We start from the raw sequence: 12,998 nt of genomic DNA, 5'->3' as shown, positions 1-12,998 counted from the left end.
ATTAGTTAATATTTATTTCAAAGTATTCTTATACACTTTACCGTCTTTCATGATAACCACAAAGTTCTTATCAGGGTTGATTACTAAATCTATATCTTTTAAGGGATTTCCATCAACTAGCAACATATCAGCATAATTCCCTTCCTTGATGGAACCAATTCCTCCTTCGCGGTAAGGATTACGTGGGCCACACAACATTAATAATTCTGCATTGGTTGATGTTGCCATTTTTAAAACTTCATAAGGCGTATACCAACGCTTCAATTTTGCTAACATTTTCCCTTGGGCTGCTGCTGCTTTAGGGTCAAAAAGGGCATCGGTTCCAAAGGCTACTTTAACACCTAACTCTTTAGCTCTTTTATATACGTGATCTGTACCTGAAGTTACTTTAGAAAATTTTTCTTGACTGTAAGGGTTATCAAATTGCAAAGCATCTTCATCATCTAATAAAGGCTGAAGGCTTAGCCATACATCATTATCTTTCATCATTTGTAAAGTTTCATCACTCATTAAAAAACCATGTTCAATAGATTTTACACCGGCTTTAATAGCTGTTTGCACAGCTTCATCTGTAAAGATATGTGCAGCTACATAGGTGTTCCACGTTTTGGCAACATCTACGGCTGCTTTCATTTCTTCAAAGGTGTATTGTTGTACATCTAAATCATCATAGCTAGATGATACACCACCACCACCAGAAATCTTAATTTGTGTAGCACCCATTCTAAGATTTTCTCTAGTTCTTCGAATCACTTCATCTACACCATCTGCAACCATAATAAGACCAACCCGCTCCCAATATGGCATTGGATCTGTTAAATTTCTTGGGACATCGTTTTTTCCTCTAAAATCAAAATGACCCGAAGTTTGACTAATAGGAGGTCCAGAAATAAATAAACGTGGCCCTGGGTATTCACCTGAATCCGTTTTTTTTGCAACAGAAAATGGATTTCCTCCAACATCTCTACAAGAAGTAAAACCTCGCATTAAGGTTTGTTCAGCACCTATAAACCCTGTGATAGCTACATCGCCTGCGTCACCAGTTGCAAGAATACTTTGTGGTGCATTAGAGTAATATGTATGCCAGTGGGCATCAATTAAGCCAGGGATTAAGGTTTTACCTCCGGCATCAATAACTGTAGCGCCCTCTGCAGAAAGGTTTTTACCTATTTTTTTTATGAGTTTACCTTCTACAAGCACATCAGAACCTGTTATCAGTTTTTCATTGACACCATCAAAAATATTGGCGTTTTCAATAATAATTGAAGTTTGCACCTTGCCTTGCGAAAAAAGGGTTATGCTAAATAGAAATAGCATGCATAATGTTGTAATTTTTTTCATTTTTTTTGTCTTTAGTGTTAAAAGGGGTTTGTTAGGAGTATATTTTTTTTTAAAAATCTATGCATACTTTACAATTTGTTTAAAGATTGAATATGGATATTTTTGGTTAGTCATAATGTCTCGTGCTAAAATATGGCTACAGCTTAAAAACAATCTGATAATCAGTATTATAAATAGTTAAAAATAACCAAAAAAAGAATGTATCGTGAAAGTTAACTACATTTTTTTTGTAGCTTTTTTCGCGTGAGCTGCACTAAATAAAAAGGTTTAATCTAGATAAAATTCATCTCTTAAGATTCCGTTTATCCTTTCTGCCATAGCATTTTCATAATAATATTTATAATTTTCTTCTCTAGAGTTAAACGTTTATCAGCTCTTTTTTTAAGCTTAAAATAAGCATTTCGGTTAAGGCCAAAACAATTAGATATGGTAGTTGAAGAAGCAAACCCTATAGTTTTTCTTTGGCTTCAATTAAGGGTTTATATTTAACTTTTTTTAATTCACCAATAAATTTACAACCTAGATTTTCCGCAGCTGCTTTCAAAAAGGGTATTCTACCATCATATCAACACTTCTACATTACAAATAATGCTTAAGCCTTAAAAATAGCTCATAAAAAAAGCCAGCATTTTAGGATGCTGGCTGTAATTGATTCTAAAGAAAATGGAACTACTCCTCTCCCAACTCGGTGATTTTCTTCTCGTATAATTTCTTACTCTCTACAACGGCAACGTTCAATTCTTGCATGATACCGTCTACACGACCTTCAATGCTTTTCATTTGATCATTGATATTATCGAAAGAATTAAGGGCTGCAGCAACTTCTAATGCTTTTACCACCTCAACGGCATCGCCATGTAACAACCTTAATTTTTCTATAGCCGTAGAAGTATTCGCTAATGTTGCGTTGTATTTGGTACGCGCCTTTTCTATAGCGCCCAAGAGTGTTTTTTTACTCTTTTCATCACTTAGGCTATTGGTCTGTGTCTCCATTGCCGTGAACAGATTGGAAGCTTTCTCTTTTAAGTCTTCGTACTCCTTATTCAAGTTATTAACTCTACGATCTACTTTTTCCCAATCTCCATATACCTTGGCAAATTCCTTATCTTCATTCTTGGTATCTTCTAAAGCGCTTTTTAAAGCGTTTAGAGATTCTAGACCTTTATTTACATTTTTGTTCGCGGTCTCTTTCTTATTCTCAAAATCGTCTACTTGAGACTTGAATTTATCTTTTAAACGAATAAGATCTTCCGGACTTTTATCTTTCCAACAAGAAGTTAGGGTAAGTGCAATTAGGGCAACGAATAGTGTTCTTTTAAACATGTAATACTTTCTTTAGTTAATGGTATAGCAAAGATACATATTCTTAGATGCTTTTAATTTGAAAATGAAATGGCAATAGTTTTTACTTGTAAGTAATTAAAATGTCCGCTGCTTTTTTTAAATCAGACACCACTATTTCTGTTTTGGGCGCTAACGGATATTCTTGTTGCCCTGGTCTACTTATAAACGCTGCTCGCCACCCTGCCCAAAGTGCTCCAGCAACATCCCAGCCATGGGCTGCAATGAGCATACACTCTTCTAGCTCCAAACCCATTTGTTTTGCTCCCCATGCGTACGTATCCGTAAAGGGTTTGAATTTCCCTGTTGGTTCTACGCTTAGCATTTCATCAAAATACTCGGTCAATTCGGCATTTTCAAATTGCTTTTTTAATCCGTCTTTAGATGAATTGGTGAATGCGACTAATTTGTATCCCGCGTTTTTTAATTGTGCCAGCGCTTCCTTAACCTCAGGATGCGCTGGTAAATTACCCATAGACTCAGAAATGGTTTTACGCGCATCTTCTTCCGTCAGGTTTATATTATGATTTGCAGCTACCATTTGCAATGCAGCAGCACCAATATGACCAAATGGCTTGTATTGACCACTAGCCGAAGTCACTAATGAATACTGCAACATTGTTGTAAACCAAAGAGAGAGTAAATCTTCTCTTCCGCCTAATGCTTTGCCTACTTCTTTTTTAACTTTAGTAAGATCTAAAAGCGTTTCGTTGACATCAAAGAACAACACTTTAGGACGAATAGTTTTTGAACTTTTATGTTTCGTAGTATTATCCATAACCCTAGTTGTCTTTAATAATATTTATATTTTTTACTAAAGATATAAGAAACTACCAATGCCACCCAAGCAATTACAGCTGCCATTTGTTCTCCATCACCTACCATAATGTGTGCAAAAAATGCTAAGGTAACCGCAAAGAAAAATGCGGAGTATGCCCATTCTTTAATAATATGAAACTTAGGATTCCATATAGCAAATAACCCGATCAACTTTGCAGTAGCGTACGGATAAATTAAATATGTAGGGTAACCCAAACTCGTAAAGGCGCTTTTAATATATTCATGATTAAAAAAATACATGCCTGCAGAAAACAGTATGACCAAGGTAAAAATACCTGTAGCAACGTAATAGATTATTTTGTTCGCATTCATAATTATTGGTAATTAACTAGTTGCTTATTCTATTTCAACTTTTCTAAAGCCGTTAATATTTCTGACACTTCTGCTCTTTCGGTATAATCTGCATCTAAAAATGCATATTGTATAATGGCATCGGTATCGATCACATAAGTTGCAGCCAATGGTAATTCATTACTATCATCTCCATTTACCTTACTTAAACCAAAACCTGCTTCATACATTGCAGCAACCTCATTGGTCAAGGAATATACTACACCATATTCTTTTCCAACAACATTACCCACATCGCTCAAAACAGAAAACTTTAAAGAATTCTTTTCCGCTGTACTTAGTGAGTTATCTGGCAATTCTGGTGTAAGTGCGATCAAGGTAGCACCTGCTTTTTGAAATTTAGGAAGCTTCTCTTGTAAATAATGTAGTGTGATGTTACAATACGGACACCACCCACCTCTATACCAAGTAACAACTACAGGTCCGTTTTTTAGTTCTTCATACAAAGAAACCGATTTGCCCGATGCATTTTTCAAGGTGAAGTTAGGTGCTTTACTATTGACATTCAATGCATTTTCCAATACACCAGATGCCGCAACACTACTAATACCCTCAGCATAGGTTTGCTTTTTCTCATCAGTAAATTTCACAGCTGCTTCTTGGCGCTTTACCGCTAATAATGCATCTAGTTCTCCTTTATTAGTTGTGCTCATGATAGACGGATTTATATTTTTATTAATCGGCAATTAGTTCGCCTAGTATTTGTTTAAAAGTAGAAACGGGTTGCGCACCTGTTACTGCACTTTTCATATTAAAAACAATAGTCGGTACTGAGTTTACACCCATATTCTTCCATTCGCCTTGTTTGTTTCTTACCTCAAATCTCGCTTCTTCACTGTCTAACCTAGCCAGTGCCTCGTCTGCATTTAAACCGACCGCTATTAAAGCTTCTTTCAAAACAGCTCTATCAGAAACATCTTTTCTTTCGGTAAAGAAAGAAGTAATCAATCGCATTTTCAGCTCGGTCTGTTTTCCAAAATCCTTAGCATATTCTAACAAAACATGAGCTTCAAAGGTGTTTGACATACGCATCTCATCAAAATAATCGAATTTGAAACCTAACTCTTCACCAACATCTGTCATGTTTTGGCGCGATTCAATTTGTTGTTCTATTGTAGAACCGTATTTTTCGGTAATATGCTCTGTTATATTTTGCCCTTCTGGTGGCATACCAGGGTTTAGCTCAAACGGTTGCCATTCAATCTCCACCCGATCTTCAATACCTAGTTCTGAAATGGCTTTTTCTAAACGCTTATACCCAATTATGCACCAGGGACATACTACATCAGAAACGATATCTATTTTTAATTTCTCTTTCATCTCTTAAAATGTTACCAATTCACTGATCTGAATCTCACCTTGTACATTGCTATAATTTTTAACATCTGCCGCAAATGTCGCTGCATGAGGACCAAATGCCGCTTGAAAAGAAGCTACATCCTCAAACTTTAAATGAGCAATGGCTACATAGGGTGCAGCGTCGCCTGCCGCTCTGCCACCAACACCTAGATCCAATTCCAATCCTTTCAATGCATTACCCACTAGTTTTTGAACCATTGGCAAGTGCGTATTTTTATAATAATCAGTATCGAACTTTACGTCTTTACTATTCGGATACATTACAGATACCTTTATCATTTTTTGAGTTTTTAAAGTTGAAAAAAGTAGCGGTTCTATTCAATCAAGAAACGCTACCTAGTATATTCTAGTTTTCTGATAAAATTTGACGAATCATTTGATTGGTGAATCCCCATTCGTTATCATACCAGGTCATCACTTTTAACAAATCGCCATCTACGACTCTAGTCATACCTAAATCAACAGTTGACGCATGCGGATTTTTCACAATATCAGAAGATACCAAAGGCTGATCTGTTGTAGCAAGAACGTTCTGATATCTTTTAGTAGCCGCTTCTTCCCTAAAAATAGCATTAATAGCTTCTGGTGTAATATCATGTTCCATTACAAATGTTAGATCGGACATTGAACCTACCGGAATAGGAACACGTAAAGCAACACCATCAAATTTACCGGCTAAACCTGGCAAAGCTTTAGTGGTTGCAATTGCTGCACCAGTAGATGTTGGTACTATATTCGCCGCACCGGCACGCCCCATTCTTAAGTTCTTCTGTGATGGAGAATCTACAATACCTTGAGATGCAGTATAGGCGTGTACCGTAGTCATGATAGCTTTCTTAATACCAATTCTACGACTTAAAATCTCAACAACAGGACTTATGTTATTTGTTGTACAACTAGCACATGAAAATATGTTAGTTTCTCCAGCTTCCGTATTTACACCATGAACTACCGTTGGTATGTCCTCACTTTTTGTTGGTGCTGAAATAATAACAGATTTAGTACCTGCTTTAATGTGTTTTTTAGCGTCTTCGCTTTTGGTAAAGAAACCAGTACTTTCAATAACTACATCAATATGATGTTCTTCCCAAGGTAAATCTTCAGGATTACGTTGCGAGTTGTATTGAATTTTTTGACCATCTATGATCAAGTTGTTATCATCATGAGAAACCTCTTTTTCATAAATTCCATAAACTGAATCATACTTAAGTAAATAAGCTATATTCTCTATAGATACGATATCGTTTACCGCTACTAACTCTAATTCTGGAGTATCCAAAATCACCTTTAAAGAAGCGCGACCTATACGCCCCATTCCGTTTATTGCTATTTTTTTCATTTCGATGTATTTAGTTTATTAAAATTAAATAACCTTCCGCCTAAAGACGGAAGGCTACTAAAATCACTCAATCAACATATGGTTTCGGGGGAAAACTGAAACCTCAATTATTTAGACCATGCAAAACCTTGAAAAGGTGCATCTACTGGTGTATGTGCAATATGGTTTGTATAGTTACTGATAACTTTTTGAGATAAGCCTAAGATAATTTCCAATACTTGTTGCTCACCATAACCAGCTGCATAAAAAGCATCTAAATCATCTTGAGTTACATTACCACGGTTACGAACTATAGTCAATGTCATAGTTCTTAGTGCTTCTAATTTTGCATCTGCTAACGGAGTTTCGTTACGTAACGCTTCTGTAATAGCATCATCAACCTTCATCATTTTAGCTATACCTGTGTGTGCTGGTACACAGTAATGACAAGCATGCTCAACATTGATAGCCTGCCATACTACTGTCAACTCATCGTTGTTGAAAGAAGTTTCAGTAAATAGTTTATGTAATGTTTGATACGCTTCTAAAATTTTAGGTGAAGCAGCCAATACACCGTGCAAACCAGGGATCATACCAAATGATTTTTGAGAATTCTCTAATAATCCTTTGCTACCTTCTGGTGCAGACTCAATATCGTGTACTTTTAAAGTTGTCATAATCTTATTGTTTTTATTAATTATTATATTTATGTTAAATCTAAGCAAACGCTTAGTTATTGATTAAAAAAAATGCTACAAGTGTAAAAATGTAATCTTAATAATGCCTTTTAGCTGTTCCTCTTTAAACACCTTCGATGAAATAGACAGACCTAAAAGAGCGTTCATTAAATAGTCAGCTTGTGCTTCTATTTCTTTTACATCCCTTGAGTCGTCTTGTTTTAGGTTCCTTACAAAAAGTTCTCTAATATTTGCAGAAAAACGTTTTAAAGCAGCCATAATTACAGGACTGGAATCTTCTTTAATTTCATTTACAGTATTGGTAACCAGGCAACCTTTAAAAATTGCACCTTCTCTAGAAAAATCAAGAAAATCAAGAAAATATTCTTTAATACCTTCTACTCCATTATTAGATTTCTCTAAGGTATTGGTGATGGCTTTTATTTGGGTATTATAAAGTTTAATACTTTCTAGAAATACACCCTCTTTGTTTTTAAAGCTGGCATAAATAGAGAACTGGTTAATACCCATTTCTTTCTCTAACATACGAACCGATGTGCTTTCATAGCCATTACGCCAGAACAAGCGCATTGCCTTATCTATAACCTCAGTCTCGTTATATTGTTTTTTACGTGCCATTATTTCTAATTACACTACAAAACTAAGCAAGTGCTTTGATACAAAAAAAAATTTAACTTTGATTTAGTACTTGATAGCTATATTAAATAAAAAAATGAGCCAACCCGGAGGCTGACCCATTTCAGGAAAAGTAAGCGAACAGTTTGTTTTTAGGATAACACTCCTACTTCTTTTTCAACCTTTTTGCTTTTGGATCCGGCATCAAATTGGTTAGACGTATTCTTCTCGCCACCTGCTTTTAAAGCCTTATCTCCTGCAAAGAAAGATTTATGATCATCACCTAGATCAGAACCTGCCATTCTCTGGTGTTTTACACAAGAAACACCTTTACGAATTTCTTGTCTTTGTACACCTTTTACATACGCTAGCATACTTTCTTCTCCAAAATAACCCTTGGTAAGATCGCTCATATGTAATGCTGTGGTATGATATGTTGGTAAGGTAATTAAGTGATGAAAAATACCAGCATCCCTAGCTCCATCTACCTGAAAGCTTCTTATTTTCATATCTGCACGGAAAGATAATTCAGTATCATCATAATCTTCTGACATTAAATTATTTCTATCGTACTCCGTCATATTCTCCCCTTCTGCAAGCATTTCATCATACGCCTGCCCACGAAAGTTCAATGTCCAGTTAAACGATGGTGAATTGTTATACACCAATTTTGCATTAGGCACCACGGCTCTTATTCTATTTACCATATGTGCAATTTGCTTTACATTAGGTGTTGGTGTTTCAATCCACAGTAAATCCGCCCCATTTTGCAAACTGGTAATACAATCTAGCACTACTCTATCTATATTAGTGCCGCTTCTAAATTTATATAATCCGTTTGGCAAACGAATTGGACGTACCAATTTACCGTCTCTTTTTAAAAGTACATCATCTTCTCGCGCCTCTGAAATCACAATTTCCTCTGCCTCCACAAAAGCCAAGTACTGTGATGCCAAATCACCAGGTTCTTGACTTACTGGCAACTTCTGTGTAAGTCCCGCACCTTCAGAATCTGTTCTTGCTACAATTACCCCATCGTCAATTCCCAATTCAATAAACGCATATCGTACTGCATTTAGTTTGGCAATGAAATCTTCATGAGGTACGGTTACCTTACCATCTTGGTGCCCGCATTGCTTTGCATCTGATACCTGATTTTCTATCTGTATGGCACAAGCACCCGCTTGGATCATTTTCTTGGCCAATAAATAAGTAGCCTCCTCATTACCAAAACCAGCATCTATATCAGCAATGATCGGTACGATATGAGTTTCATAATTATCGATTTCATCTTGAACATCTTCTCCATTTTCCAATCTTCTGAACAGATCGTTCAATTCAATAGCATCCGCCTGGCGTAAAAAATCATAGATTTCTGCAATTAAACTTGATACCGCAGTTTTTTCATGCATAGATTGATCTGGTAACGGTCCGAATTCTGAACGTAGCGCTGCCACCATCCATCCAGAAAGGTATAAGTATTTTTTACTGGTAGTTTTATGGTGCTTTTTAACAGCAATCATTTTTTGCTGCGCAACAAAACCATGCCAACAACCTAAAGATTGTGTATAGTTAGACGGGTCTGCATCATACTCCGCCATATCTTTTCTCATAATGCCCGCTGTGTATTTAGCAATATCCAATCCGGTTTTAAAACGATTTTGAGCGACCATTCTAGCAGCATTTTCTGGGTTGATATCGTTCCAAGATGCCCCGTATTTTTGCTTTAGGTTTCTTACAGTCTCTAATGCCGAACTGTACTTGCTTTGTTCTAAATTTTTCATAATTTTGAAATACGTTATTTAATATTGATAATGAGATCCTGTTCATTGTTGCCGCAATGGCAGGATCGTTTTATTTAAATGAATTTATAGGCAGGTAATGTTAAGAACTCCTCAAATTTATCTGTAACCACCAACTGATCGAACAGTTGTATCGCCAATTCAAATTTGGTGTTCTTCATATTATCTTCACCAACTTCGGTAATTAGTTTTTCTACTTCATCATCGAATATTTCCATATACAGACCTTTATTCAATTGGCGCCCATCTGCAAGGATAACTTCATTCTTCAACCACTGCCATACCTGGGTCCTAGAAATTTCTGCCGTAGCGGCATCTTCCATTAAGTTGTAAAGTGCTACTGCTCCATGCCCTCGCAACCAAGCCTCTGTATATAAAATACCCACATTGATATTTTTCCTAATTCCGGCCTCGGTAATTGTACCTCTTGGGATTTCTACCAAATCTTCTTCTGTTACCTGTACATCTTCACACAATACGTGCATTTGATTAGGTGTTGGCATGTGCTTGTTAAATTCGTTCATAGCTACCTCAACCAAGGCAGGGTGTGCCACCCATGTACCATCATGGCCATTTTGTACTTCGCGTTCTTTGTCTTTCCTAACTTTTTCCAACGCTTCGGCATTTGCTTTGTCATCGTTCTTAATCGGTATTTGCGCTGCCATACCACCAATAGCAAGTATACCTCGCTTATGGCATTTTTGAACCACAAGTTTTGCATAGGCATCCATAAACGGAGTCGTCATGGTTACCTGATCCCTGTTAGGTACGACGAACCCAGGGTGGTTTCTAAACTTTTTGATGTATGAGAAAATATAATCCCAACGACCACAGTTTAGCCCAACGATATGATTTTTTAGTTCAAAAATGATTTCGTCTAATTGAAAACTCGCTGTAATTGTTTCAACCAATACCGTCGCTTTAAACGTACCAATAGGTACCTGCAAATAGTCTTGTGCAAATTCAAAAACTTCGTTCCACCAACGTGCTTCCGTATAATGTTCCAATTTGGGCAGATAGAAATAAGGTGCCGTACCGTTCTCCATCATAGTTTTTGTATTATGGAAAACATATAGTCCAAAATCTACCAAACTACCCGAAGCCTCTTCTTCATTTATCAATAAATGTCTTTCATTTAAGTGCAAGCCTCTTGGCCTTACCAAAAGCACTGCCGTTTCCTCCTTTAATTGGTATGATTTTCCCCTCTTTGTATCTGTTAAACTAATAGTCTTTGTATTAGCGTCCATTAAATTTTGTTGCCCTTCAATACTATTTTTCCAACTAGGAGAATTGCTATCCTCTAAATCCGCCATAAATGTTTTAGCACCAGAGTTCAATGCATTTATAATCATTTTACGATTTACAGGTCCGGTAATTTCTACCCTTCTATCCTGTAAATCTTCAGGTATATTTCCTGCGGTCCAAACTCCTTCCCGTATCGTTTTGGTCTCTTTAGGAAAATGAGGAAACTGACCACTATCAAAGACTTCTTGCTGGACTTCACGGTTTTTAAGTAGCTCTAATCTTTTGGTGTTAAATTTCTCATGTAGTGCTGTAAGAAACTCTAAAGCACTGTCTGTTAAAATCTCAGGATAGTAATGATCTACCTGATTAGCGAACTGAATTTTCGGATGTTTTAAAATCGTGTTTTCCATTATTAAAAGTTTTTGTTGACACAATGATAGAATAAAATACTTTACAAAACAAGCGAACGTTCGCTAAATATATAAAATTCACTTTTTTTATGATGTCCGCAAAATATAGTATCTTTAAATTCTCAATATGGAACAAGAATATATAAAACTCATTTTCGGCTTAAAACTCAAGCAAATACGGACAGATAAGAGTCTGTCTTTATTTGGATTATCTAAAATTTGCGGACTTTCAAAATCTTATCTAAATGAGATTGAGAAAGGAAAAAAATATCCGAAGCCAGATAAAATCATTTTACTGTCAGAAAAACTAGATGTGCCATACGACCAAATGGTCTCTTTAAAGCTTGATAAGAACTTGGCTCCTATTGGAGATTTGCTACGTTCAAAAATTCTAAAAGAGATTCCGTTAGAGCTGTTCGGTATTAAAGAGAGTGACTTAATAGATATTGTTGCTACAGCACCCGCAAAGGTCAATGCCTTTATAAGTACCATAATAGAAATAGCACAGCATTATAGCTTTAGTAGGGAAAGCTTTTACCTTGCCTCTTTACGCTCTTACCAAGAAGCCAACCATAACTACTTTGATGATATAGAGCAACAAGTTTTAAAATTTGCAAAAGCTTATCATATCGATTTATCCAAAACGCTATCTTCAAAAGATTTAGAGGAGATTTTAATAGAAGAATATGGATACATTATTAACAACGGAGAAATAGAAAAATACGAAGCTCTAGAAAACTTGAGATCTCTTTTTGTTCCGGAAACTAAAACCTTATTGCTATCTGCGGACATTAACGAAGCTCAGCGCGCTTTTATTTACGCCAAGGAAATTGCTTATAACTTTCTTGCATACGCAGATAGACTATATTCTTTTCCATGGATAAAATTTGAAAATTTTGACCAGGTCCTTAATAATTTCTATGCCTCATATTTTGCCGGCGCACTAGTAATTCCTAAAACCCTACTTGTACCAAAAATAGAAGAGGTATTTTCAAAAGAGACTTTTGATGCTAAGAAATTCCTATCCCTTATTAATGGCTTTAATGCCTCGCCTGAATCAGTATATCAGCGCCTTACCAACATTCTACCTAATTCCTTCAATATTCAAAACCTCTTTTTCTTAAGGTTTACACACAGGTTAGGCAGTAAAAAATATCATCTAAAAAAAGAGCTACACCTATCTCATCAACATTCGCCAAGAGCTAATGAAACTAACGAACACTATTGCCGACGCTGGGTATCGCTAAAAGTATTGAATGATATTAAGATGAGCCAAAAAGATCATGAATTTGATTGTCAAGTTTCTGAATATGAAGGCGAAGACAATAGCTACATTGTGTTCTCTTCTGCAACAAAAGATCCGTTCAAGGATGATCAGTACAGAAGTATCAGTATTGGTCTGCTGATGAACAAACAGCTTGCACGCAAAATTAAATTTTTAGATGATCCAAAATTTAAGTCTCAGAAAGTAGGGGTTACCTGCGAGCGTTGCGCTATTAAGAACTGCAAGGAACGTCAAAACACTGCTCTTGTTCTAGATAGAATCGATAAAAACAAAAAGGTGCAATCTATTGTAGAAGAGTTGCAGACCAAGTTTAAATCTTAGCAGCTATATCAACTTGGTTTTTTCACAGAAAACACCATGAGTTACAAAACTAGTAAGCATTAAATAACCAGA

Annotated in this window: 13 protein-coding genes; 1 reads left to right on the top strand and 12 read right to left on the bottom strand. The window is 36.1% G+C overall.

The annotated features are described in order from the left end of the window. Window positions 1–12: 12 nt before the first annotated feature. The 12 genes from Q4500_RS00890 to aceB form a co-directional block, all read right to left on the bottom strand. Window positions 13–1,341 (bottom strand): amidohydrolase family protein, encoded by a 1,329-nt coding sequence (locus Q4500_RS00890; RefSeq protein ID WP_303597871.1) that lies wholly within the window; start codon window positions 1,339–1,341, stop codon window positions 13–15. Between the two features lie 669 nt (window positions 1,342–2,010). Next, on the bottom strand, window positions 2,011–2,664 hold the full coding sequence (locus Q4500_RS00885) for a hypothetical protein (protein WP_303597870.1): 654 nt from the start codon (window positions 2,662–2,664) through the stop codon (window positions 2,011–2,013). 82 nt (window positions 2,665–2,746) lie between these two features. Continuing rightward, window positions 2,747–3,460, bottom strand: coding sequence for a haloacid dehalogenase type II (locus tag Q4500_RS00880; protein ID WP_303597869.1), 714 nt, complete (start codon window positions 3,458–3,460; stop codon window positions 2,747–2,749). Between the two features lie 14 nt (window positions 3,461–3,474). Beyond that, the gene (locus Q4500_RS00875) at window positions 3,475–3,834 is read right to left on the bottom strand and encodes a DoxX family protein (protein ID WP_303597868.1); all 360 of its coding nucleotides are present in this window, start codon (window positions 3,832–3,834) and stop codon (window positions 3,475–3,477) included. Window positions 3,835–3,863: 29 nt separating this feature from the next. Next, window positions 3,864–4,526: a peroxiredoxin-like family protein gene (locus Q4500_RS00870; RefSeq protein WP_303597867.1), complete on the bottom strand. Its 663-nt coding sequence runs from the start codon at window positions 4,524–4,526 to the stop codon at window positions 3,864–3,866. A gap of 22 nt (window positions 4,527–4,548) precedes the next feature. Further along, window positions 4,549–5,193: a DsbA family oxidoreductase gene (locus Q4500_RS00865; protein WP_303597866.1), complete on the bottom strand. Its 645-nt coding sequence runs from the start codon at window positions 5,191–5,193 to the stop codon at window positions 4,549–4,551. 3 nt (window positions 5,194–5,196) lie between these two features. Then, complete coding sequence (locus Q4500_RS00860; RefSeq protein WP_299796755.1) at window positions 5,197–5,511, bottom strand: EthD family reductase; 315 nt, start codon at window positions 5,509–5,511, stop codon at window positions 5,197–5,199. 67 nt (window positions 5,512–5,578) lie between these two features. Then, a complete protein-coding gene (gene gap, locus Q4500_RS00855; protein WP_303597865.1) occupies window positions 5,579–6,571 on the bottom strand; it encodes a type I glyceraldehyde-3-phosphate dehydrogenase in 993 nt (330 codons plus the stop codon). 107 nt (window positions 6,572–6,678) lie between these two features. Further along, window positions 6,679–7,227: a carboxymuconolactone decarboxylase family protein gene (locus Q4500_RS00850; RefSeq protein ID WP_303597864.1), complete on the bottom strand. Its 549-nt coding sequence runs from the start codon at window positions 7,225–7,227 to the stop codon at window positions 6,679–6,681. A gap of 75 nt (window positions 7,228–7,302) precedes the next feature. Continuing rightward, a complete protein-coding gene (locus Q4500_RS00845; protein WP_303597863.1) occupies window positions 7,303–7,866 on the bottom strand; it encodes a TetR/AcrR family transcriptional regulator in 564 nt (187 codons plus the stop codon). Window positions 7,867–8,015: 149 nt separating this feature from the next. Next, window positions 8,016–9,647 (bottom strand): isocitrate lyase, encoded by a 1,632-nt coding sequence (locus Q4500_RS00840; RefSeq protein WP_299796766.1) that lies wholly within the window; start codon window positions 9,645–9,647, stop codon window positions 8,016–8,018. Between the two features lie 74 nt (window positions 9,648–9,721). Next, window positions 9,722–11,320, bottom strand: coding sequence for a malate synthase A (gene aceB / locus Q4500_RS00835; protein ID WP_303597862.1), 1,599 nt, complete (start codon window positions 11,318–11,320; stop codon window positions 9,722–9,724). A gap of 127 nt (window positions 11,321–11,447) precedes the next feature. On the opposite strand from aceB, the gene Q4500_RS00830 reads away from it, so the two are divergent. Further along, entirely contained in the window at window positions 11,448–12,926 is a 1,479-nt protein-coding gene (locus tag Q4500_RS00830) for a helix-turn-helix domain-containing protein (protein ID WP_303597861.1), read from the top strand. The last annotated feature ends 72 nt before the right edge of the window (window positions 12,927–12,998 follow it).

Source organism: Maribacter sp. 1_MG-2023, from assembly GCF_030547005.1.
GTDB lineage: Bacteria > Bacteroidota > Bacteroidia > Flavobacteriales > Flavobacteriaceae > Maribacter.
This window is presented reverse-complemented; position numbering and strand designations above follow the sequence as displayed.